The 24,925-nt window shown below is 42.7% G+C and carries 14 protein-coding genes and 2 pseudogenes; 4 read left to right on the forward strand and 12 right to left on the reverse strand.

All coding sequences use genetic code 11. The features are described 5' to 3' along the window. The coding region (locus DW640_RS21575) for a TraM recognition domain-containing protein (RefSeq protein WP_117578934.1) at positions 1–1,145 on the forward strand (1,145 nt) is incomplete at its 5' end. 131 nt (positions 1,146–1,276) lie between these two features. On the opposite strand, the gene DW640_RS21580 is transcribed toward DW640_RS21575, so the two are convergent. From DW640_RS21580 to DW640_RS21615, 8 genes and pseudogenes are all read right to left on the reverse strand, one after another. Further along, entirely contained in the window at positions 1,277–4,543 is a 3,267-nt protein-coding gene (locus DW640_RS21580; protein ID WP_117578935.1) for a P-loop NTPase fold protein, read from the reverse strand. Between the two features lie 3 nt (positions 4,544–4,546). Next, the gene (locus DW640_RS21585; protein WP_004291480.1) at positions 4,547–5,677 is read right to left on the reverse strand and encodes an ATP-binding protein; all 1,131 of its coding nucleotides are present in this window, start codon (positions 5,675–5,677) and stop codon (positions 4,547–4,549) included. Positions 5,678–5,978: 301 nt separating this feature from the next. After that, positions 5,979–6,584 carry an RteC domain-containing protein gene (locus DW640_RS21590; RefSeq protein WP_004304269.1) on the reverse strand — a complete coding sequence of 202 codons (606 nt, stop codon included), beginning with the start codon at positions 6,582–6,584 and terminating at the stop codon, positions 5,979–5,981. 238 nt (positions 6,585–6,822) lie between these two features. Beyond that, entirely contained in the window at positions 6,823–7,245 is a 423-nt protein-coding gene (locus DW640_RS21595) for a dihydrofolate reductase family protein (protein ID WP_004291474.1), read from the reverse strand. 279 nt (positions 7,246–7,524) lie between these two features. Next, positions 7,525–8,847, reverse strand: a complete 1,323-nt coding sequence (locus DW640_RS21600; RefSeq protein ID WP_004291471.1) for a sigma-54 dependent transcriptional regulator — start codon at positions 8,845–8,847, stop codon at positions 7,525–7,527. After that, the gene (locus DW640_RS21605) at positions 8,840–11,158 is read right to left on the reverse strand and encodes an ATP-binding protein (RefSeq protein ID WP_004291467.1); all 2,319 of its coding nucleotides are present in this window, start codon (positions 11,156–11,158) and stop codon (positions 8,840–8,842) included. The genes DW640_RS21600 and DW640_RS21605 overlap by 8 nt, the downstream gene beginning before the upstream one ends. Further along, a complete protein-coding gene (gene tet(Q) / locus DW640_RS21610) occupies positions 11,158–13,083 on the reverse strand; it encodes a tetracycline resistance ribosomal protection protein Tet(Q) (protein WP_117578936.1) in 1,926 nt (641 codons plus the stop codon). Before tet(Q) ends, DW640_RS21605 begins: the two co-directional genes overlap by 1 nt. Positions 13,084–13,740: 657 nt before the next feature. After that, a pseudogene (locus tag DW640_RS21615) lies at positions 13,741–15,885 on the reverse strand (helicase-related protein); the annotation flags it as partial. A gap of 146 nt (positions 15,886–16,031) precedes the next feature. Between DW640_RS21615 and DW640_RS21620 the strand changes: the two are divergent. Genes DW640_RS21620 through DW640_RS21630 form a run of 3 tightly spaced genes read left to right on the forward strand, consistent with a single transcriptional unit; the run spans position 16,032 to position 19,226 of the window. Next, positions 16,032–17,243, forward strand: coding sequence for a tyrosine-type recombinase/integrase (locus DW640_RS21620; RefSeq protein ID WP_008655076.1), 1,212 nt, complete (start codon positions 16,032–16,034; stop codon positions 17,241–17,243). Then, a complete protein-coding gene (locus tag DW640_RS21625) occupies positions 17,240–18,187 on the forward strand; it encodes a tyrosine-type recombinase/integrase (protein WP_008655075.1) in 948 nt (315 codons plus the stop codon). Before DW640_RS21620 ends, DW640_RS21625 begins: the two co-directional genes overlap by 4 nt. After that, positions 18,171–19,226 carry a tyrosine-type recombinase/integrase gene (locus DW640_RS21630; RefSeq protein WP_015532696.1) on the forward strand — a complete coding sequence of 352 codons (1,056 nt, stop codon included), beginning with the start codon at positions 18,171–18,173 and terminating at the stop codon, positions 19,224–19,226. Before DW640_RS21625 ends, DW640_RS21630 begins: the two co-directional genes overlap by 17 nt. Positions 19,227–19,337: 111 nt before the next feature. On the opposite strand, the gene DW640_RS21635 is transcribed toward DW640_RS21630, so the two are convergent. From DW640_RS21635 to DW640_RS21655, 4 genes and pseudogenes are all read right to left on the reverse strand, one after another. Continuing rightward, positions 19,338–19,859, reverse strand: coding sequence for a toll/interleukin-1 receptor domain-containing protein (locus DW640_RS21635; protein WP_009017581.1), 522 nt, complete (start codon positions 19,857–19,859; stop codon positions 19,338–19,340). A 15-nt stretch (positions 19,860–19,874) separates the two neighbouring features. Continuing rightward, a complete protein-coding gene (locus DW640_RS21640; protein ID WP_008655066.1) occupies positions 19,875–20,471 on the reverse strand; it encodes a TIR domain-containing protein in 597 nt (198 codons plus the stop codon). Positions 20,472–20,479: 8 nt separating this feature from the next. Next, on the reverse strand, positions 20,480–22,447 hold the full coding sequence (locus DW640_RS21645) for a TIR domain-containing protein (protein ID WP_008655064.1): 1,968 nt from the start codon (positions 22,445–22,447) through the stop codon (positions 20,480–20,482). A 669-nt stretch (positions 22,448–23,116) separates the two neighbouring features. Further along, positions 23,117–24,925, reverse strand: a pseudogene (locus DW640_RS21655) (DNA methylase); the annotation flags it as partial.

The following is a 24,925-nucleotide window of genomic DNA, read 5'->3' on the forward strand; positions in this document are numbered from 1 at the left end:
CGGTTCTTAGGGGAGAAGGGGGCAGTAATGCCCTTGACTTACCCGATGTGCAAAAGCAGGGCGACTTCTTCGTGGAGTCACCTATCATTCTGTTTGCCAGTATTATCTGGTATCTCAAAATCTATCAGAACGGGAAGTTTTGCACGTTTCCCCATGCTATCGAGTTTCTGAACCGCCGTTACGAGGATATATTTCCGATACTGACCTCTTATCCGGAGCTGGAGAACTACCTTTCGCCGTTCATGGATGCGTGGCTTGGAGGGGCTGCGGAGCAGCTCATGGGTCAGATAGCGTCGGCAAAAATCCCGCTTTCGAGGATGATTTCACCGCAGCTCTACTGGGTGATGTCAGACAGCGAGTTTACGCTGGACATCAACAATCCCGAAGAGCCGAAAATCCTCTGCGTGGGTAACAATCCCGACCGTCAGAATATCTACGGTGCGGCACTCGGTCTGTATAATTCCCGTATCGTGAAGCTCATCAACAAGAAGGGGATGCTGAAGTCATCGGTCATCATCGACGAGTTGCCCACAATATACTTCAAAGGGTTGGACAATCTTATAGCTACCGCCCGAAGCAACAAGGTTGCCGTGTGTCTGGGCTTTCAGGATTTCAGCCAGTTAGTGCGTGACTACGGGGACAAAGAGGCGAAAGTGGTGATGAACACTGTCGGCAATATTTTCTCCGGTCAGGTGGTGGGGGAAACAGCCAAGACGCTCTCCGAGCGGTTCGGTAAGGTGTTGCAGAAACGGCAGTCCATCTCCATCAACCGGCAGGATGTTTCCACCTCCATCAACACGCAGATGGACGCGCTCATTCCACCGAGTAAGATTTCCGGGCTTACGCAGGGAATGTTTGTCGGTTCTGTATCCGACAACTTCAACGAGCGTATCGAGCAGAAGATTTTTCATTGCGAGATTGTGGTGGATGCCGAAAAGGTGAAACGGGAAGAAAGTGCCTACAAGAAAATTCCCGTCATTACAAACTTCACGGACGAGGACGGCAACGACCGCATGAAGGAAACGGTGCAGGCGAACTACCGGCGCATCAAGGAAGAGGTGAAGCAGATTGTGCAGGAGGAACTGGAGCGTATCAAAAACGATCCGGTGCTGTGTAAACTGCTACCAGATAATGAGACTGTCTAACAAGTCCCCAAAATTGAAAATTATCCCTATCGAAGTTTGAAGTGACCCCCAAAAGTTGGATACAATTTTTTTGGGGGGCACTTCAGTTCTGACGGGTAAAATCGTAAAATTCGGACTTGTTAGACAAATACTTACGCGGTTTCAACCTCAGGTACTGAATCTATCGAATTGACAAATTTAACCAATTGCGGATCTGAATCTTTTTGTATGAGGTTTCGGAGACTCTTTTTCAATTCATAAGCATCATCCCCTGCTGTATTTATTAAATCCATATAAAAATCTTTGTTTTGCAGAATCAATGAACGGCATGCCCCATCGGAAATTACAGGTTTCACTATTTTATCAATAACGTCTCCAGCTTGACTTTTCAAATTACCATGCGATCTAAGCCATGTTTCGAAAAATTGAAACTTTATTGCATTGATAGTCTTTTTACCGATGCAGAAATCATTTCTTATATCGGTAACTGTCGATTTAATTTTTCGTTTATCCAATCTTTCAACTATATTCTTGAAACAATTAGGGAAAGGATTCAAACTTTGAGTTCCAGAAGCAATATCCATCAGAATCTTTTTGCCAAATTCAGTCAAGTTATCTGGCAAGGATTTGATTTTAGCCAGTAAATGTTTTATTGCGACAAACCAATAATATGATGTATGTGCTGTTCTTTGGGCGTATAATGTATCAACACTTATTTCAGACAACGCTTCGAACGCTATTTTATTGATATGATCGGTCAGGACATTGCTTATTTTAGTGGTCAAATCGTAAAAAGATGCGTCAGGAATTACATCTTTAATATTGTTCTTAGTGATATACTTATCCAAATCGGTATTCCACTCTGCTAAATGCTCGATAAATACCTCATCCGTTACACCTATTCTGTTCTTAATATCTTCAAATTGGGGCAATATGTCTGAGAGCAATAATTTATAGCCAAGTTTATGATTTACCATGTATTGTAGTGTTTCATTTAATAGCGGTATATTCCATCCCACACTATTTACTAATAAGTCTCCATGATCCACATAATAGTCCATGAGTTCTGCAACATATTTTATATCTCCACCCTCTATTAAGGAAACGGAATGACCATGTGCCAATTGCATGGCGACTAAATCGTAATATCCAGACTCTTTAATGTTTCGGCCATCAGTTTCTAATTCAGAATGCAACTGATTTATGTAGGTTGAATCTAACGTTACAGGTAAAGGTCTTTCTTCGTCAGATGCCAATAAACGATAGGTTGTAAATATAGCCCCTATATTATCTTTATTTACATTCTGTTCATCAATGCAATTCGTGATCGCTTGCAAAAGCGTTGGAAACGTATAGGTAGAATTATCTTTTAACGTTTTTACAATATCTGCATGGTCGAAATTATCGGGTAGTAAGTTTGCCAAATAATTATCGAGCGCCTCCGAATTTGTTGCTACTTGATAATATTTATATGCTTTAGTTGTCGCGTTATCCCGATAGGCAGCATCTGTTGCATTTGCAGCTTGAATATAATCGATAAATGTATTTGGCTTGACTGTTTTTGCTTCAATCAATGACGTAAAATCGCACGCCAACTTATTTTGCGCAATAAACCTGTCTATTGCATCTAACGTTTTGAAATAGTCGCCGCCATTGAAGTCATTGAACCGAACTATCTTCTTATATAATTGAGCAATCACATGGTTTTGGCTTTCCGTGTCTAAATGCAACAGCAGTTCTTGGTATTCGACAGGGAACACCTGCTTCTCTATGGATTCTTTTAATTTCAATTGTGCTATTCTTTGCCATACACGCAGAATAACATCGCTCTTTCGAGTTAATTTATGCAAACAATGTATAATCTTATCGATAAGCGCATTGTCCATACATTGTATAACTTCTTCTAATACAGTGTCAAATTGTTTATTAGTCTCTGCATATTGATTTATGTCGTGGTCTTCTTCTCCGTTGATGCAGCCTTCAATATATTTTTTCAATGGAATTTGTCGAGCATCTTCAACATCGACACCATATACCAAAGCTGCAATTTCGCGTTGTGTTTGCAGATCATTGTTAATTATTGTTTGAATGCCATTCAGATAGTCGCCGGACAATATTTGTTCTACTGGATTTGCCAGAATATCCGTCTTCTTCAAACAGAACAATGCTATGTTTATCATCAAAATTTCGTTACACCACTCTTGTTTAAGAGCGACCATCTCATTGATATATGATATAATTTCCCTAACATTGGCATTAGGATTTACCAATCTGAATATCCGATTTATAGTTTCTTTCGCTTCATTTTCTGTTTCTCCAAATGCTTCAACAAACAGTTTGTTGAATATACTTCGATAGTCGGTAATAACAGGAGGAGCAACACGATAAACAATAGGGAAAGTTTTATTGATAAAATACTTGGTCAGTTGTTTCGTTTGTTCGTCGGTCTCATCTCCGAATGCACAAGCTAAATGTGTTTCATCGAAAGGAATAACAGCCCAAACATTTTCAAAACCGCTATCGGCGAAGAACGTATGGATAGAAGACCATAATTCTTTTACTTTTTCAGCGGGGAGACGATCCATGTTGTCAAAAACAAGGACTAATTTACGTTGTCCTTTTTCCTTGATAAAATCAGAAATGTCTTGCATCCATGTTTTGAACTCGTAAACCGTTGGTTCGTCTTCGCTCAAAGTCTCATAGCAAACGTCCTTTTCGACTTTATCTTGATAAATAGCTAACATATAACTCCATCCATATTTATGATCTTTGCTATATGCCCATTTCCAAACGCACAATGCAATAAGAACTGGCAGTGCAGCTATGATAATAGACAATAAAGAAAACCACCATGTTGTGGGTGTAGGTTTTACTGCATACGCAATAAATGTAAATATCGGAGTTAAAACTGCAACCAAAAATGCCGCAACCATACCATTACTGATAAGGGGATATTTTTCGGTTACGGTCTCCGTTTTACGGGCTAATAAATATTTCAGCTTTTCAGACCATGATACGGTTTTCGTACCTCCACCTTTGACTTTTATTGTTGCATTTCCAGATAGGATACCATCATCAATAAGTTTGCTTGTAAGCAATTCCAATATAGAGCGGCGTTGCAAGTCCTCTTGATGTCCCCATGCGTCATACTCAAAAAAGTAATAGTCGTCTGATAATTCACGTTCCAACATTTTAACCACGTTGGATTTTCCAGATCCCCAAATACCTTCGATGCCGATAATTCGAGGTAAAGTACATTCCTCATCCAATGAATCATTCTGACAAAAATGGCGAGCAATAGTTTTTGCCAACCTTTCTTGCGAACCTCCATCGAATTTGTCAATACCACACGGTTTATTTTGGATAAACCGCGGATATTGCTGTTTGGATTGTAGTTTGTTTCCATATACGTAATTTATTGATTATACGAACTCCAAATAATTCTCCCGATTTACCACATGAAACTCGGCATAGGGATAGGCTTCTTGGAAGGCTTTCGGTGCGGCCGGCATTTTATTTCCCCACTTGAACTCCAAGGCGGTAAGACTGTCGGCACTCTCCTCAATCAGGTCGATTTCCTGTTTGTCGTAGGTGCGCCAGAAATAGAACTCCCTGTGCAGTCCCTCATTGAAGTTCGCTTTGCGCCGCTCTCCGATGATGTAGTTCTCCCACAGCGCACCGACATCCTGCCGAATGGCCAGCGGTGAGAAAGCCCCGATAATGGCATTGCGAATGCCGTTGTCGTAGAAGTACCACTTGCCAGCTTTTGTAACCTCCTTGCGTAGGTTACGCGAATAAGCCCCCAGACGATAGATAACGAAGACCTTTTCCAATAGGTCGAGGTATTTTTCAACGGTCGTCTTGCTCATGCCGAGTTGTTTACCTAACTCTTCGTAAGAAACTTCGCTGCCCAACTGAAAAGCTATCAATCGCAGTAGATCGCGCATCTTGCTCGAATTTTTTAAGCCGTCAATTGCTAAGATATCTTTAAGCAGGTATGCACCGACAATATCACGTAGGTAGTCTGTTTTACGTTCATAGTTCTCCATCATTACTACTTCGGGATAGGAACCGTAAATCAAGCGCGCTTCGAGGTTCTGGCGGGTTTCAAGTGCCGTTTCCGTCTGTGCGATTTCCCGTTGCGAGAATGGTGTAAGGAGAAATTGCGTACTGCGGCCGACCAACGGTTCACCAGTCTTATTCAGCAAATCGAATGACGAAGAACCACTTGCCAAGACACTTATTCCCGGTATTTCATCAACTATCAACTTCAGAATACTACCGATTTGTGGTATGTTCTGTGCCTCATCAATAGCCAGCAAATCAATACCATCCAATAAATGCCGATAATTGGCTATTGAGCGATTCTCCAATAGTGCTAATGTGTCGTAGTCTTCGCCGTTGAGCATCATCGTCCTACCTGAATAGTTGTCCACAATTTTACGCATCATTACCGTTTTACCAACACGGCGAGCACCAAAAATCAGTACTGCTTTATTGGGCGCGATTCGTGCTGTAATCTTCTCTTGAAGTATTCTATTTACTGTTTCCATACCTTATAAAATATAATGCAAAGATAATCATATTTTTTTAATTGGCGAATTTTACAAAAAAAACGGGCTATTAAATGGCGATTTTTACAACCACAATCTTATGGAAGTTGTTTCATTGTTTTTAGTAATGATATATGTTCATACTATGATGACTCAATAATTTACCAGACATACGTTTCTGAAATTTGTCCTTATAGGAATGAAAAACTCACATATATTGTGCTAATTAATATATAATTAAATGAAAATAAAAAGACAGGATACGAGTATTCCTGTCTTCTCATATGTAATGGATATTTTTTTATTTTCTCATCCGCTCCAACTCCTCATCACGCAACATTCTCTCGTTCAGTTTTTCCTGCATCCTGTCAATGAAATAGGTGCGGCTTTCGTTCTTCCGGCGTTTGATATCAGTGTAGAAGCGGTAGCAGTCTTTAGAATCAACCCCGAATATCTTATAGAGAAGTGGGGCGAGCTGTTTGAGCGGCATATTGCCGTTGTTGATGCAGCCCATCACGTCTATGCCGTAGATAAGTTCCACGAGGTCGATGGCATTGCCCGTCCATTGAAGAAGGCTGGCGGTGGTTTCTGTTGCGTTGTTGGCGGATATTAGTGGTGGCACTTGGGGCGTGGCAAGGAATTTCTGCATCTTTCTTACGAAAGACAGAGCCTTGCTGACGTAGGCGGCAATCTCTCTTTTTTCTTCTGACAGATTACGTACGGGATGGTGCTGCAACTCGATTTCGATGTAGGCAAGCGCGATGACGGTAAGGTTCATGTCCATGCCGCCGTTGCACAGTTCGATCACTTGGGTGGCGAAAGCCGTGTATGCCGTTTCCATATTGCAGTCGCCGGCTTCGTTTATCAGGCGGAAAAAGTCGGTTTCCGCCAGCAAGAAATAATTCATGGTTCTGTCAATTTTGAAAATTACACTTTGTTTTCTGCGTGCGCACATGAATATAATTGGCAAAAAACGCGGCAGAAAATAAAAAATCCAACACTCAATTTTACAAAGTGCTGGATTTCAGAGGTATAAAATTCAGTATTTTTTCACAAGGACAAATTATCTCCGACTTAAATTGTTTGTAATCGGAACATTTATTCTATTCCTGAAAATAGAAATGTATGCTTGCCGCACATTTTGGCTATCTTGCTTTTTTATCAAGGATATAGATAATGCGACATACACCGTTGGGATAGCTTTTCAAAGAGGAAAGCGTCCAGTGTTGCTCTGGCAGAGCCGACTTAAAAAAATGTCGTCCGCTTCCGGATATGAAAGGAACGGTGTATAGTATGATTTCATCCACAGCGTGCATCCGCAGCAGTCCGTTTATATAGTCTGCCGTGTCCGGTGTGGCTTCCGCGAGGTAACGGATGTTTGTGCAGTCTTTTCTCCATTCGTGCAGCATTGAAATGGAATAGTCCGGTGTCACACGGTAAAAGGCTTTCTTCCTGATTTCATCAAGACCGCAACGGTCAAGGCACAAATCCTGATGTGCTTTATCATATAACTCTGAAGAAAGACATCCGTCCATCGTCAGTACGGCGAGAATCTGAACTTTACCCATAATCGTTTCCTTTCGTTAGGCAAGGGTAAAAAAGTAGCGTGCAATTCACACTACCTTCAAGCGATGGCTCTGGTAAAGCCTTTACGGAGAGTACGTGAATGCACGCTATGCGTAAGCATAGCATAAGCATCACGCAATCGTCTCCGTAGTTCCAATTTACCAGATTTTCGCTTGAAACGCCTTGCGGTCTTATCCTATATGTTGGCGGCGAAAAGCTCCTGCCAATCGCCGTTTTTCTCAAATGTTATGCAAAGATAGCCAAATTCAGTGAATTACGGGCTATGATTGCTTGAATTTATATTTAAGTCCATACTCTTCAAGTTTGCTGTATAGTGTTGTCCTGCCTATGCCGAGCAGTTCTGCGGCGACACTCCGGTTGCCGTTTGCCTGTTTCAACGCACGCAATATCCGCTCCTTATCCTCCGCGTCATTGCGCAAGGCGAAGCTGACAGTAGAGGTCGGTTTCGTCACGGCAAGTTCCAGATGCTCTTTCATGACAACACCTTCCTGCGCCTGCAATACAGCACCCATAACTTTCTGCCGAAGTTCCCGCACGTTGCCCGGCCATGCGTGTGTCAGCAACGCTTTACGTGCTTCGGAACTGAACCCGCTCACGCTACACTCCAGCTCTCTGTTTGCCATATCACGGAAGAACTCTGCCAGCGGCATAATGTCTTCTTGACAGTCACGCAACGGAGGAACGGTTATCCCGAAGTCGTGCAGGCGGTACAGAAGATCCTGCCGAAAACGCTTTTCATTCACCGATACCTCCAAATCTTCATTGGTAGCAGCGATGATGCGGACATTGAAATTCCGGTCTGCCTTGTCTCCGACCGGGCGATACCGCCTCTCCTGTATGGCACGGAGCAACATCTGTTGGGTTTCCAACGCGAGGTTTCCTACCTCGTCCAGAAACAACGTGCCGCCTTCCGCCTCATGGAAATATCCTTTCTTGGCATTGTCCGCACCTGTAAATGCACCTTTGACGTGTCCGAAGAAAGCCGACGGTGCAAGCTCTTTGGAGAGTGAACCGCAGTCCACCGCCACAAATGGCTTGCCTGCACGTTTGCTCTTGTCATGCAACAGGTGGGCAATATGCTCCTTGCCCGTGCCGTTCTCACCAAATATCATCACGCTCATATCGGTGGCGGCTACCAGCCTTATGCGGTGCATGATTTTCTGAAAGGCGGAACCTTCACGGGCGAATATAGGCATACGGCGTTGTCCTGCCTGACGTTCTTTCAGTATGGAACGGATCAGGGGGACAAGTTTATCCTCCACAAGCTGTTTGGGAATATAGTCTATCGAGCCGAGTTTCATGCTTTCCACGGCGGTATTAACTTCGGCGTAGTCGGTCATAATGATGAAGGGCTGCATCTTTCCCTCCTTTCGCATCCAGCACAAAAGGTCTATGCCACTGCCGTCAGGCAGACGCAGGTCGGCAACCACGATATCATTATCTGTTGCCTGTTGCAGATGTTTCTTCGCGGTTGAGAGGTGGTAAGCCTTCATATTGCGGTAGCCCTCCCGTGACAGCATATTGCAGACATATTCGCAATACACGATGTTGTCTTCCACCACAATTATTTTTGTCTTATTCATCTTCGTATTTTCTCCTTTCCTCTTCTGCCAACCGTATTATTTCCACTCCCTTATCCAGCACGGCAGTCACGGCATGGCTTAACGCTTCACCATCCGGGAGAGCATCGCCACGAAGCAATCCGTAAAGTACATTCAGCGGTTGGTCGGCACGGAGCACCTCCCACGAACTGCGCAGGTGGTGGATCAGGGAATCCAGCTTTTGCAGGTCTTTTTCTTTTGCTGCATCCCGTACCGCCTGCATTTCCTTTTCTGTTTCAGTTATCAACTTTTCCAGCATGACGGCTTCATTGCCATAGGACAATAAGGCGGAAAAGTCCGGTTTCCCGTCCGGTGTCGCTTTTATGGCACACCTGTCGGAAACCTCCATCAGTTCCGATATGGAGAACGGTTTGAACAGGCATCCGGCAAAGCCTTTTGCCAATAGTTCCCCTTTGTTACAACTGCCCGAAGCGGTTGCCACAACCACCGGGATTGTTGGTGAATTGCCCACGTTGGACGAACGCAACAGTTCCAGCAATTCGAAACCGTTTATATCGGGCATATTCAAGTCTGTCAGCAACAGGCTGTATTCTTTCTGGCGTATCATTTCCATCAGTGCCGCAGCATCGGTGCAAGTGTCGCAGTGTATTCCTTCTTGGGAATACATCTCTTTCAGCATCAGAAGTAATACCTCATCATTGTCAATGGCGACAACATCATGGAATTTATTGTTATGATAAACAGGTGTATTGCTTGTATATCCAAGCTGTTCTTCAGCTTCCTGCATAGAAATTTCAACTGTGAAACGACTGCCTTTCCCTTTCTTGCTGTCTAAACGGATTGTTCCGCCAAGCATCGACACAATATTACGCATTATGGCAAGCCCAAGCCCGAAACCCTCCTTTGCGGCGGCATTTGATAGACGTTCAAACGCACCGAACGCTTGTTTCTGTTCCTCTTCTGTCATGCCTGTACCTGTATCTTCAACGACCAGTGTCAGAACTCCATTATCATATTCAGTAATCAAAGAAACACCGCCTTCTTCTGTGAACTTGACAGCGTTTGACAGCAGGTTATTCCCGATTTGTATTATTCGCTCTTTGTCGGTCAATACAATGGCATCGTGTCCAGTCTTCACGGACAAGGACAGCCCTTTGTTCACGGCAACAGGCATGAACTCCGTTTCAAGTGTGTGCGTGATTGCTGAAATCCGGCAGGGTGACAGACGGGGCTGTTCCTTGCCGTTGTCCAGGCGGAAGAAGTCAAGCAAAGTGTTAAGCATATCCCGCATACGGTCGGAGGATTGCAGTATGTTTTGGATATACTGCCCGGACTTATCCTCACACTGTTCTTTCCGTATCAGTCCGGCATAGCCTGTTATTGCTGTCAGCGGTGTGCGCAGTTCATGGGTGATAGTATGTACCGCCTTCTTCCTTGACGTTATCAGTGCCTCGTTCCGTTGTACGGATTGTTCCAGTTGCCTTATCAAATCAGTTGTCTTGTGCTTGTATTGTTTAATGCTTTTTGCATCACGATGTATGATGATGTAGGAAATTAACAACAATAGAAGAACGAATCCCATTAAACCGCCTACTTGCATAAATGACTTTTCACGCATGGCAACTATTTCGTTTTCCCGGCTTTGCAGTTCGGTTTGTACCTTTTCTTCTATTTGGCAAATCAATTCTTGCAGTTGTCTGTTAAGTTCTGCATTACGAGCTGCAAGGCTGTCGGCTTGTTCCGACAATTGGCGATCCTGCACTTTCTGTTCGCTGATTACGTTTCTATTGACCGAATGAAGGATAGTGGTTGATACTGCTGGAGTTACTTCCTTTTTTTTGCCGAATATGCCTAAGAAACCTTTTCGTTTTGGCTTTTTGGACTGTTCCTGCACACTTTTCTGTACAATAACCGGAATTTGATTGGCTATCTTCTTGTTAATAGATTGTTGTTCATCCATTAACCGGACTATCTGGAACATCTGTCGTTCCTTATCCTCTAAAAGACTGCGCACACTATCGATGCGCTCTGCTGGATAGGTGGCCTTGAAACGGCAGAGCATACTGTCCATTGCCATACGCCGTGCATGGTAATGCTCGATATCTTTATCGTTCCATTCCAGTATTGTTTCACCCAATAGAGAAAATTTTATCATTTGAATATTGATATTGTTTATTTCTTTTCGGAGCTCGTCTATTTTTTTATTGCCAAGTTCTAATGCTTCTATCTCCTGCCATTCATAGAGGCTATTATATGCCATACATCCGATAAGAATGGAGATAAGTATATATCCCAACCGTATTGCCTTATAGAAATTTCCTGACCGCTCCATTATTTTAATGACATTGATTTTTGGAACATGAATAAAAGTTTATCTTTTTCGTTCATGCGGATATTATCAGAATAACCGTCTTTTGTTATTTGATACCCACATGGCTTAACCATAAAAATGCCTAAGCCCTTAGTGTACGAACTTACTTCTGAGGCATAGTCTTTACTTGTATTTAATGGAACTTTCCCTTTAATATGACACCACTCATTATTACAACTGATGTCTTCAATCTCAGACATCAGTTTTTGCAAATCTGTAATAGCTTTGGAACTCGCTACTTGGGGTATCTGCAACTCAAAACAGAGCATCGGTTCGAGAATGTCCACACCTGACTGTTGCAAAGCCAGCCTGAAGACATAAGGGGGCAGCTGTCTGAAATCAGCAGGTGTACTTACCGGGCTATAATACTCGGCTTGAGTAAAAGTTACTTTCAGATCTGTCACTTCCCATCCATGTAAACCAGATTGGCAAGACATACGAATCCCTTCAAAAACGGCATTTTGAAAAGAATGGTTCAGATAACCATAGGAGATGTCACTTTCGATTTGCAACCCTGCCCCTAACGGTAAGGGTTCAAGAGTCAGCCCTATTGTGGCCCAGTAAGGGTTGGGTGGTACTTCGATCTGAATAATCTTATTGACCTTTTTTATAGGTCGTTCTTTGTAGATAGTCTTGATCTCATCAAAATGGACCTTTACGGAAAATCGTTCTTCCAGCAATGTCTGTATGATTTCCTTTTGGGTCAAACCATATAACGAGATTTCCAATTCATCACTATATGAGTTTATGGAAAAGGACAAAGACGGGTCTTCAATCCACAATGTATTCAGAGCGGATATCACCTTGCTTCTCTCTTCGGGCTTATTTGGCCGGACGGAGGATTTGAGAGCGGGATGCTGATGAGATAATCCTTGAATCAAACAAGGTTTAGCACCTAAATAATCTCCGATTCGAAAATCTTCTATATCTTCTACAATCGCGATATCATTGGCACCCACTTCATCAACATTTATCTCTCTGCCCTGATAAATAGTCTTTAGATTTTTAATCTTGATGAATTTTTCCGAATCGTTGATTCTTACAACGTCTCGAAGTCTCAGACTTCCGTCAATTATTTTAAGAAAACTTCTTTTATGCCCTTTGGGGTCATGCTCTATCTTATAGAGATAAGCTGAAAGTCTGTTTGAGACTGATGCCGGAGGAAGTATAAAAGAAGAAATGGCGTCCAACAACTCATTGATACCGATATTGAACATTGCTGATCCATGTAGCACCGGATAGACTTTGGCTTTTGCCACAAGAGCGATTATCGTATTCCAATAATCAGCCGGTGAAATTTCGCTATCCGCCAAATATCGTTCTAATATATCGTCGTCATGGTTGCATACAAATTCTTTGTATTCTTCCTTTATATATGTTTGGGAGCAAACCGGATAAACCGATCCATCGACAACAGTTTGCATAAACAGGACATCTTGCGACAGATTTGTTTTTATATCCATATACAAACGCTCCAAATTCACACCGGCACGGTCAATCTTATTGATAAATATAATTGTCGGGATTTGCAGCTTTTGTAAAGTACTGAACAGCAACTTTGTCTGCGCTTGTATGCCTTCCTTTGCGGATAAGATGAGGACTGCTCCATCAAGCATTTTGAATGTCCGCTCCACTTCCGCAATAAAATCCATGTGTCCCGGAGTGTCAATGATATTGCATTTCACTCCATTCCAGATAATAGATGTCGTAGAAGCCCGGACAGTAATTCCTCTACGTTTCTCTATATCCATAGAGTCCGTTATGGTGTCACCATTATCCACACGGCCGCACTTTTCCGTTGCTCCACTGGCAAACAGCAGATTCTCGGTTACGGAAGTTTTTCCTGCATCAATGTGAGCAAGAATTCCTAAATTTATAATATTCATTTGGATTAAGCAATAATATACTACAGTAGATGCATTGTCGAAACGCACCTTTTAATACCTCCTCGTAGCATATGAGAACTACAGGATTACTAACTCGTATTAATATGTATATTATTACTGCCGCATAACGATTACAAAATTACACAAAAAAATATATCTAACAAAAGTGGGAGGATTTTTTAACTTTTTACCATAGACATTTTATTAGGGAAGCGTAGGTTCAACTGGCAAGTACAAATAAGTAGAAATGTTTGAACAACACCGTTTTAGGAAGTTGAAAAATCAAGTTTCTCTCTCGGTATAGCGTTTATTTTGGCCAATATCTTCTTTAGTTTAGCATTTGTGTATTTCCCATTCGTGTTCTATTTAGCTCCTTATTATGAGTATGTAGCAAGTTACTTATCAAATTCAGCCTCTTTGAGGGTCAAATATGGTTTTGCAAATGGTGACTGACAAGACATAAACAAGGTCAGCAGGAATTTTTTACATAAATGGACATGAATGTATATAACCTAAAATAAGAATAAATTTTAATAAGGGCTGCCCAAAAAGAAAAAAATGCAGTTGCCATCCTATAGATACTTGCAGAAAGGATAAAATTTACTTTTAGACCTTTTGGGATAGCCCTTATTAATACTTCAGATAAAATTCCTTAGGTTATATTTTCAATCCTTTGGACCGGGTTTCCTCCTTGGCATACAGTCCCGGACGCCCGATTATGACATGGTTGGCAACGATACTATCCGCCGGACTGCGTATCTGCGGCGGTGCATTTTCGGGATATTGCGCCTGCCTGTTCCTCACATCTTCCGCTTCCGGCTTGAGCTGTTGCCCTTCATTCTCCTTTTCTGCGACTTCGGGCGTGGGTGGCGCAAGCTCCAGCTGAATTTTTCGGTCAAGGGCGGCAAGTTCGGACTTCAACTGCTTCAGCTCGTCCTCCTTCTTCCACACCTTACCCGCTATCTCCTGTAACTGCGGTATCTCCATCTCCAGCACCTCGTTCTTCGCCTTGTACTGGTCGATGATGGAGGGTATCCTCTCCATCGCGTTGAGGAAGTTGCGGGCGGCGGCCAACGGGTCAGCCATCGCCAGATGCCCGTTGTTGTAGGTGTACTTGTAGTTCCCCTCGACCACGAAGCGGTTGTCGGTGAACTCCAATCCCTCTTTGAGTATCCTTTCGCTCACCACCTTTATCGGAAAACCGTAAAGTTCACCGACCTGCGTGTACAACCCTCCGGTCGTGGCATTCTTGGCTATCTCCTGCAAACGCTTTCCGATGACCTTCTCATCGGCGGAATCCACTCCGTCCACCTTTATTATATTAAGGCGGTTGCCCTCCTTGTCGGTCTGCACCACCGACAGGAAGCGGTTCCAGTCCTCCGTCATGGCATCTATGAAAGCCGTGTTGTTGCGCAACTCGCCGGTCTTTGACTCCAGCTTGAACTCCGAATCACGCTTGCCCTTGTTGAACGACTTGCGTTCCCCTTCGAGCGATGCGATCCGCTTTTCCAGTTTCGCCTTGTCCAACAGGTCGGTATTGCCGGAGAGCAACGCCATGTATTCCGAGAAATTCATGCCCGATTTTTCGTCCATTGCCCCCTCGTCGATGGTACGCGCACCCATCGCACCGCTTTTGAGCTGGCTTATGAAAGTCTGCTTGCAGTGCAGGAGGTTGAACTTGTAGCTGTCCAGTGACTTCTCCACCGCGTAGATGATTACATCCACGTTGTTCCCGGCGAAATGTTTGGCAATCTCATTACCTGCCCTAACTCCGCGTCCGTCACGCTGTTGCAAGTCGGACGGTCGCCACGGCGTATCGAGATGATGGATAGCCACACACCGTTTCTGGGCGTTCACACCCGTTCCGAGCATAGAGGTAGAGCCGAACAGCACACGCACCGTCCCGGCGTTCATGGCGTCTATCACCGCCTTCCGCGCCTTGTCGGTCTTGCACTCCTGAATGAAGCGCACCTCGCTTGGCGGTATACCGTAGTCCTCCGTCAGTTTGCGCTTGATTTCCGAATAGACGTTCCACCCGTCGCCCGGCTGGTATGTCCCCAAATCAGAGAAAACGAACTGCGTGCCTTTCTGGGCGTCGTATTTTTGATAATACTCCGCGATCATCTTGGCACAGTGACTCGCTTTGTTGTCGGGATGATCTTCGTAATTCGGGTCTATCATGCGCATGTCGAGTGCCATTTTCCGGGCATAGTCCGTGGCGATGAGCATCTTCGCCTTTTCTTCCGTTTCCGAAAGCGGCAGCCTGCCCAACAAGGTGGCATCGCCCGTCTTGGCGAACTGCATCAGTTTCTGTATGAAGTCCTCCTGTTCCGGCGTGGGCGGTATATGGTGCAGTATCTCGTTCTTGGCAGGACGGTCAACGCCCACATCCTCCGCCGTGCGGTAGTCCGTGATTTCATTATAGAAGGCGGCAAGCTCCGGCACTTTGATGAAGTAGCGGAAACGCTCCTTCTGGACCACATTGTTCGTCACGTTAAATTCAAAATCCGTCGTCTTCTTGGCAAATATCGCCGCCCAAGCGTCGAAACACCTTATGTCCTGCCGTTCCAGCTCCTTCGGGCGCAGGTACTTGAACAGCAGGTACAATTCAGTCAGTGAGTTGCTGATAGTCGTGCCGGAGAGGAAGGTCGCACCCAAGTCTTTTCCTGTGCGCTCCTGTATGGTGCGTATGGCAAAGAGCATGTTAAGTGCCTTCTGGCTTCCCTCGCTGTTTCCCAATCCCGCCACACGGTCGTGGCGCGTGTTGAAAGTCAGATTCTTGAACTGGTGGCACAAATCCAAAATTTCGGATTTGTCGCATTATCAGAACTTTTAGGAATTTCCGATAAAATTATTCAATTGTTTAGCAATCATTTGTTTTGAGTCTTAATCAGTTCTGATTATATTCCGTCTATAATTGTAGAATAACATTCAAACAAGATACGATTATGGACATATTTAATCTGAATGAAAAAGTCAAAGGGCTTGTTTCTTATTTACAAGACACAGGTTATTCAGCCATGTACATAGACTATGTGAAGAAAATGGCTGAGTGGTTATCGGGCAATTCCGAACATTACAAATGGAAGAGTCTCGCCGATGTTGAACCGACACTAAAAGAATTGTGGTCCAACAAGTATACTTGCAGAAACAAGGTACGCCTGTTACGTGTAATCTGCCAATATATCGAGAATGGATTATTACCCGACGGATGCAAACACTACATCAAACCTCACCACTACGAATTGCTTGGCGAAGAATACAGGAATGTAACGGACATGGCTTTCAACGTGGTAGGCAGGCGTTGCAAATTTTCAACAAACGTGAAGTATGCGCTATCTTCGTTCTTCTTCCGGTTACAGGAAATGGGTGTGTATTCATTCGAATCAATAACAGAGGATGCGGTGTTGGAAGTGTTTTCCAAAGACGAAAAACAGAAGATGGGCCATTCGCTCAAATATTCGGTGGAGTATGGGCTGAAAGCCTGTTTGCCTTACTATGGCAAATCCGTTGAACGTATAATCGCATATCTGCCGGCCATACCCAACATGCGTAAGAACATTCAATACCTTACAGAGCAAGAACTGACGGCCATCAGGCATACCTTGGAGCACGACGGCACAATATCCCTGCAGGACAAAGCCATCATAACCTTGGCCATGTACACGGGATTGCGTGGGTGTGACATCTCAGCTCTCACGCTTGAGAACTTCGATTGGGAACACGACCTTATAAAAATCACACAGGCAAAAACGGGACAGCCCCTTACATTGCCGCTTCGCGCCGTAGTCGGGAATGCTGTCTTTGATTACCTGCTCAAAGAGCGTCCCCAATGCCCGGAACCATATGTTTTTCTCACAGTACACGTGCCACACAGAAGACTCCACACAAGCAATCTTGATGCCATATGCTCAAAAGTCATGTGCAAAGCAGGAATAAGGCAAGGTGAAAATGAAAGAAAGAGCATGCACCTGTTTCGCCACCATGTAGCGACATCCCTGTTGCAGGGCGGTGTGCAACAGCCTGTTATAAGTGCCACCCTTGGCCATTCGTCCCCAAGCTCTCTCGACCGCTATCTCAGTGCGGAATTCAAACACCTGAAAGAGTGTTCGCTAAGCATCGAGGGATTCCCGGTTGGAAAGGAGGTGTTTGGCAGATGAAAACGACTTCATTCCTTTCCAACGCGATAGAAGGATACGTAAAATACCGCAAGGCTTCCGGGCGTGACAGCCACAGCTATATCAAGAACGTAATACTATTTGACCATTTTTGCGCGAGGGAATATCCCGGACAGATCGAACTATCCCAAGAAATCGTGGACAGATGGTGCAGGCAACGTCCATCTGAATGCACAAACTCTTGCGTGTCACGTGTATATCCTATTCTGGACTTCATCAAATACATGAACAAACGTGGAATGACAAAAATAGCCCTGCCAAAAGTGCCAAGGTCTGTGCCAAGAACTTATACGCCGCACCCTTTCACATATGATGAATTGAAACGCTTCTTCAATGCTTGCGACAACACAAAGCCAAGACGTGGCCGTCTCGCCACAATCCAACGCATGACACTGCCAGTATTCTTTCGCTTATTGTACAGTTCTGGGATGAGGACAACCGAAGCCATCCTGCTGGAACGTGATGATGTAAACCTTGAAAATGGCGTAATTTCCATCAAGCGAAGTAAAGGGCATGACCAACATTATGTCGTTCTCCATGATACAATGTTGGCTCTAATGCGTACTTACGACGAGAATATATCTAGGTTAGTCCCGCACCGCAAAGTGTTCTTTCCGACACCGGATGACAAGTCTCACCCTTCTGTTTGGGTTACGTATCATTTTCGGGTGTTGTGGCAAAGTTGCAATTCATCCTACGCTATCCCATATGAGCTAAGACACAACTATGCCATAGAAAACATAAACAGCTGGACACACCAAGGATTTACCATCCATGACAAGTTGTTGGCTTTAAGCAAGAGCATGGGACACCGGCAAATAGAGAGCACGCTGGCTTATTATTCCTTGACCCCAGCGATTTCTGATATAATGGAATATACAGAGAATCAATTATTAAAATTAAAGACAGATGAAAAAGAAGATTAATCCGCAAGCAATGCAGATAGCTGATTATCTGCATGACTGGCTCGAACACTATGTCCCTTCAATCAAGGCATGCAGTCCTCACACAAAGAGAAATTATAAGATCTCCGTGAAACTCTATGTAGAATTCCTCAGAGTAATAAAAGGCACTACACCAGAAACATTAAGCGCAGAATGTTTCTGTATGGAATATATAATGGAGTGGATTATTTGGTTAAAGGAAAATAGGGGTTGCAGTCCAGCAACATGTAATGTAAGATTGTCAGCCTTGCGTGTTTTTCTGAAATATTTGTCGTTTAGAGATATATCCTATATGTCTGTTTTCTTACAAGCGGAAAATGTTCCAAATGAGAAAAACTCTAAAAGAAAGGTCATCGGGCTCAGTAAACAGGCTGTTGATGTATTGTTGTCCATGCCTAATCAAGGGAGTACTATAGGCTTTCGTGATTACACTCTGATGCTTCTCTTATATTCCACCGCTGTGCGCATCAACGAGCTTCTGACTCTGAAAATTAGCAATATTGTTATAGACTGTGTAAAACCTCACATAATAGTCATTGGCAAAGGAAGAAAGAAACGTCCGATTCCTCTTTTGGCCAAGCCAGCACAATGCTTGAAAAGGTATCTTATCAAATACCATCCGAAACAGAATGATGCAAATGCATTACTTTTCTGTTCTAAGAGCAAAGGCATATATGTCCCGATGTCCGCTGAAAACGTGAACAAGATGCTGAAAAAATATGCCACAATGGCTCATGAAAGGTGCCAAGATGTTCCTATGGATTTACATGCCCATCAATTTAGGCATGCCAAAGCTTCACACTGGCTTGAAAACGGGATGAACATAGCCCAAATCTCATACTTACTTGGGCATGAAAGTATTCAAACCACAATGGTATATCTTGATATAACCACAAAACAAGAAGAAAAAGCTTTGGAAACCCTTGAAGGCGAAAATCAAAAGAAAATGAGAAAAAAGTGGAAGACAGAGGAAGGAAAAGCAAATCTTGAAATACTTTTAGGACTTACAAAAACAAATTGAGTAGGAGAAATTTTACTTCTTCGTTTTCCTCTTACCCGATTAAGATATACAAGTACTGTTTGGTATATTATATAAACTTCCAGCAAGGTATTATACCTGCTGGAAGTTATGTTACAGTTCCCAATTAAGAACAGAGTCTAAAGGATGCTGAGATTGATATGCGGCAAATAATTTCCTCTCATTTATAAGCGTTGATTCATCTCGTTTTAACACATTAGAAATAAAGTTATTCAACGATTTTGTACCTCTTAGAATTGGAACGATTTGAAGATACTCGGGTAAGACTGATTGTGATATTTCTTTTAATGTTAACCCTACAACAGTTGTTCTATCATATCCATATCCAACTTCCCAAGGGATCCATTTTGAATCCAATGCATTTTGGGATAAAAGACATAACATGTGCGTGCTGTTTCTGATACCTGTTTTAATTGCACTTACAACCGAGTAAGGTCTCGTTCTGTCTATTTTTGTATCATATTCATCAAAATAGACATCAATACCAGAAGTAATAAAATAGTCTGCTATTTTTTTAGCAGTGTCCGCATCTCTTTTTTGGTGACTTATGAATATACATAAACCACTTCTTTGTGCAATGGAATTTTCGGTTAAATAAAATCTATTTAATGCCATAATCTATTATTCTACTTATCCATTTTTTTTACGCATTGGCCTTGATAAATCATAAGTGCAAGTGGCACGACTATTATATGCATTATCAATCATCTGTCTCAAAATATCTGGTGTTAACTTATCCCAATTGATTACAGATATAAAGGCATTGGGTTCGAGCAAATTATCAATGATGCGTTCCGGTAAGTATGGATAACGCCTATGATACTCTTCTCGGCTATCAATAGACATCCATTGTGTCGTCTCTGGGTAGAACGTTTTCTCACTACTATGAGCGCATGTATAATATTCGCTTTTAACAGATGGTAGTAATATCACAATAATGCCGGACTTCTTATTCACCGTACCATCGTACATACTTGAATATAACTCCCAATCAATATGCTTGCGATTTTTTGTTTCAGTTCCTACAAGTAAAATGGTTACGGTTGTATCCTTCAAATGCTCGTCGCGTATATATTCGCGTATCTTTTGGTCGTCCCAATCTTCTGGAATCTCGCCCATGTCAACAGAGCCATCAATGAATACTTTATTTTTTTCAGCCCAACTAACCAAACCTTCTTTATATTTCTGGTCATTGGCATGATGAAAACTTACAAATACTTTATGCATAATTTATATTAATAGTTAAAAGCTTTATTAATACCCTTGAGAATCAATGATATTATCTCGGGAATATTAATAGAGTTGAATAAAATTTCATTTTCATCTTTATCAAGTCCATTTCTAAGAACCTGATAATCCTTATTTTCGAATTTCTTTAGTTCATCGTAATTTATCGTTGGCAGACAACTCATTTGGCAATATTCAATTAAATTTTTATAATCCTCATTGGTTTTTGCTTCTTCAAATAGTTTTTCTGCCGTAGTTTCACCTTTCATTAGTTTCACTATTTGTGCAGAAGCTCCACCAAATCCTCCTAATAAATAAATTGGATGTTTTTTCTGTATAGCACAAATCGCCTCTTCAAATATTCCGGCCATACGCCCCTTAAAATTGACAATTTTGCCACCCAAAACGATACGTGCATTAACATTCTCTTCCATTTCTTTACGCATAATAGATAAAGAATTTGCCCAAAGAAACATTTTGCTTGGCGTAGTTGGCTCAAAGAACTTCCCCTTATCCTCCTCACCTACACCTTTGGGTATTTCTGTTTTTACTATTTCCACACGGTCGTATTTAAATTCAGCGATGTCAGATTTTGAGAGCCTATTAAATATAGGCCAAGCAAAATAATTTGTGAAATAGATTGTACTTGGATCAGACTTTTCTTTTATGCCATACTGACATGAAAGATCGCATAAAAGTTTTGTGAAACCACCAATTCTAAGATCACCTCCATACACCAATTTAGCTCCAGTAACAAGCAGATGACGAGCTATTTCAACAGATAAATCATCAAACATGGCTTTGCCGATTCCTTTAGTTAAAGCCTCCGGAGTTTCCGAAATAGAAATTGCGATTTTCTTATCCTGTATCTTATTCATATTTGAATATAACTGACTCGGAGTAACAAAACTTGTAATCTTACCATTTTTATTCAAAACCTCCAACTCTTCACGACCTAACGGTGGTTCAGGATAGAGTATTGATTTTATATTATCTTCAATATTAATTAAATTCATTAATTCCGGAGGAACAGGAAGAATAGAAGTATTTTGCAAATCGCACTTCATTACCAATTGCTCAAGATATTCTTTCTCATAATATTGGTCTAACGCAGTACGTAGAAGCAAGATAATTACGTCATCCCATTTGCCATTAAATCTAATCTTTGGCATATTACCCAAATACGGGAATGTTCGAGAAGAAACTCCATTCAATACATTTACTAATATTGAAGGTACATTATTTTTCTTACCAGAGATAGCTTCAATTCGACACCATTCTCTTTCTGAATATGTATCAGATTCTATGATAACTAATAAGGATGAAGCTATACCTGACTGAATCTGTTGGGCAAATTGATGACCATCCAAAATATCATTAACATCGAAGAAAGAATCGAGTTTAGTATCTGAACGCAAATAATCTCTTAAAGAAATTGCCGTAGATTCACCTAAATGATCTTTATCCTTTTTAGAATGGCTAATGAATAATTTTAGCTTTTGCCCAACTTTATAAGACTTTAAATAGCGTAAAATGTTATCATAAAGTCTTATTTGAAATTCATGCCAATCAGTTTCAATATTCTCATTTTTCAAACAAATAAACTGTTCTTCTTGAAGAAGTGGGTTTATGTCGAAAGCATACTTGGATAGTTTGACGGCAAATATTTTTAGTGCCCCATTGTCTTGTTTTACTAATAATTCTTTTATATACTCATCCCATATAGTATTACAATACATATTGTCATCAACCAATAATATTGCAATAGTTTTATTACTGAAGTTTATATCTATCGGGGTAATTTGATTGGCCATATCCGTTCGAAAGAACACTGGTATATCAAGCCCATCTTCAAAAGGCCTACTTGAATTACGACACAGAAGATGGTAAATTTTCTCATATGTTTCGCTACCTTTAGTATTATCCTTGTCATACAAGACATATACAGAAAGAGGTGTTTTAAAATTAGAACTCATAAAACAAAAAATAGAAGTAATTTATACTTAAGTTAGAGTTTTAAATAAATATCAAAATGTTAAGATACAGCACGTAAGTGGAATTATTCATTAATATTATGGATGGTTAAACTCATGCATTATGAAAATTCCATGCCTATCAAATACAAAGATACAATAAAAAAGGAAAATTATCTCATATTTCCGATGCAAAATATGGTTATGTTATGTAAAGTTGATTCATTAGTAGTAAATGTCATTTTTCATACAAGCTCAAAACTATATGCCAACGTAACATCTTCTAAAAAATGCCAAGTAATAAAGAATTGACAATTTGATATGCCCGGTGTTATTGGAATGGGAGTTACGCAACGGCCTGAAGAATTGGTACAGAGTTCAACAGTCAAGAATGTGGGAAACAGAATACAACCTATGTGCTTTATTGGACAAATACTAAAAACTTCCACTGAGCAGTTTCTCTTTAGAAACAGGAGGTCAAATGCAATCAGAAAAATCATTAAGATATCCAAATTTACGAAAAGGACTATTGAGCAAATACAAACATTACAGCCTTATCTCCAAATTGATACAGAATATATTCTATACCCTGCATATTACGACCGTAAAAATAATCAGAACTTATTATATAAAAAAGATGCTGAATTTCAATATATTTAGAATGTCAAACAAAAAAATAAGAAAGTTCTGATAATGGCTCTCATCTATGAAGATGTGGTCGATGCCCATCTGCTTGAAATCCACCACGTCGTCCGTGCGTGACTTTATGGCGTGTTCCACCTTCTCCAGCTTCGCTTCAAGGTTGTGCTTGCGCTTCTCCAATCCTTTCAGCATCGCCCGCGACACGTTCTTTCCCTGCTGCCGTAGCACTTCGAGGTTTTCCTCCACCGTGTCAAGCTCTGCTTGCAGGATGCGCTGCTGCAATTCCGGCGACTGCGGTATCTTGCCGAACTGGTCGTGCGACATGATGACGCAATCGTAGTCGTTGTTCTTTATATTATTGAAGAAGCGCACACGGTTGGCGGTCGAAAAGTCCTTCTCCGAAGCGTACAGAATACGTGCGTTGGGATATGCCGCCTGATAGGTGGCTGCAATCTCCGCAACGTTGGCTTTCAGCCCGATAATCATCGGCTTGTGTGCCAAATTCAGACGCTTCATCTCATGCGCGGCGATGCACATTATCAGCGTCTTACCGGTTCCCACCTCGTGGTCGCAAATTCCGCCGCCGTTCTGTTTCAACATCCAGACGCAATCCATCTGTGAGGGATAGACGCTCTTGATACCCCGGCTTGCCAGCCCTTTCAGGTTGAGGTCGGGAAAGGTCTGATGGGAGCCGTCGTAGCGCGGGCGCACGAAACAGTTGAACTTGCGGTTATACATCGTCACAAGCCGCTCCTTGAACTGCGGCGACTGCTCTTCGAGCCATTCGGAGAAGCCGTTTCGTATCTCGTCAATCTTGGCGTTGGCGAGTTGTATTCCCTCGCTGTCGCGCATCTTGATGTCGTTGCCATGCTCGTCCTTGCCGATGGACTTCATCATGTCAGGGCAGGTGTTGTGCAGGGCGTGTTTTAGGAGGTGCATACCGTCATAGTTCCGGTAATACCCCTTCACCAGAAACTCGTCCGTGATTTTCATGGTGCGGTAGCCGCACACCACCGAAAACTCGTCCATGCTTGCGGAATAGGCGATTTTCACCTCCGTGTCGAACAGCCGGCTCATGTAGGCGGCATAGACACCCGTCGGAATCCAGCGTTCCCCGAAATTGAAGTCCAGATCCTCGAAGGCGATGCGCTGCGGCTCGGCATCTTTCAGAGCCTCCAACGCCTGCTTCACCTCCGGCATACGCTCATTTTCGGGATTGTCACCCATCCATGCCTCTATGCGTTCCGCTTTCTCTATGACATTTCCGGCGATGAAACGGTCTTTGATTTCGTAACCGGTCACGAGCGGATTGTAGTAGATGCGCCCTTGCAGGGCAGTGAGCAAATCCTCCGCCGTGCTGTCGGTTATCTCCCGCATATAGTCGAGATTGACCGTACCATATTTGTTGAGCGACGCAGACAGGGCTTCTTCGGGAGAGCCTACGTTGGCATGGCTCTCCACCGCGAAGGAAACAGGATGCTCGAAGATGTCCGCCTTGACGAACTTTCCGTTTTCCATCCGTTCCAGCGAAAGGATGTCGCGCCCGCCCGCATCCATCATCACTAACTTCACGTTCTGCTTGGCGTTGAGGTTGCCGTAGCGCATGACAAACTCATCGTAACAGGTATTCAGATGCTCTCGCCACGGAACATTTGCCTCGCGCCGGAGCGATTCATAACGGTACAGACGCTCGTAGGCGTCACGCAGCGACACATACAACAACGCCTTTTCCTTCTGGTATCCTTTCAGGTCGAGCGGCTGGAATGTCGCCCCGTATGGCGTGATGTCTTTCAGGTAGCCGATGTTATGACGCCCCCGGTCAGCCACCAGCGACCCTTC

This window comes from Bacteroides sp. AM23-12 (genome assembly GCF_003434395.1).
Lineage (GTDB): Bacteria > Bacteroidota > Bacteroidia > Bacteroidales > Bacteroidaceae > Bacteroides > Bacteroides thetaiotaomicron.

Coding starts and splice junctions, on each gene's coding strand:
- DW640_RS21625 (WP_008655075.1), top strand. CDS start 17,240: ATGAAAACGACTTCATTCCTTTCCAACGCGATAGAAGGATACGTAAAA.
- DW640_RS21600 (WP_004291471.1), bottom strand. CDS start 8,847: ATGAATAAGACAAAAATAATTGTGGTGGAAGACAACATCGTGTATTGC.
- DW640_RS21630 (WP_015532696.1), top strand. CDS start 18,171: ATGAAAAAGAAGATTAATCCGCAAGCAATGCAGATAGCTGATTATCTG.
- DW640_RS21585 (WP_004291480.1), bottom strand. CDS start 5,677: ATGGAAACAGTAAATAGAATACTTCAAGAGAAGATTACAGCACGAATC.
- DW640_RS21590 (WP_004304269.1), bottom strand. CDS start 6,584: ATGAATTATTTCTTGCTGGCGGAAACCGACTTTTTCCGCCTGATAAAC.
- DW640_RS21605 (WP_004291467.1), bottom strand. CDS start 11,158: ATGGAGCGGTCAGGAAATTTCTATAAGGCAATACGGTTGGGATATATA.
- DW640_RS21645 (WP_008655064.1), bottom strand. CDS start 22,447: ATGAGTTCTAATTTTAAAACACCTCTTTCTGTATATGTCTTGTATGAC.
- DW640_RS21595 (WP_004291474.1), bottom strand. CDS start 7,245: ATGGGTAAAGTTCAGATTCTCGCCGTACTGACGATGGACGGATGTCTT.
- DW640_RS21640 (WP_008655066.1), bottom strand. CDS start 20,471: ATGCATAAAGTATTTGTAAGTTTTCATCATGCCAATGACCAGAAATAT.
- DW640_RS21620 (WP_008655076.1), top strand. CDS start 16,032: ATGGACATATTTAATCTGAATGAAAAAGTCAAAGGGCTTGTTTCTTAT.
- DW640_RS21635 (WP_009017581.1), bottom strand. CDS start 19,859: ATGGCATTAAATAGATTTTATTTAACCGAAAATTCCATTGCACAAAGA.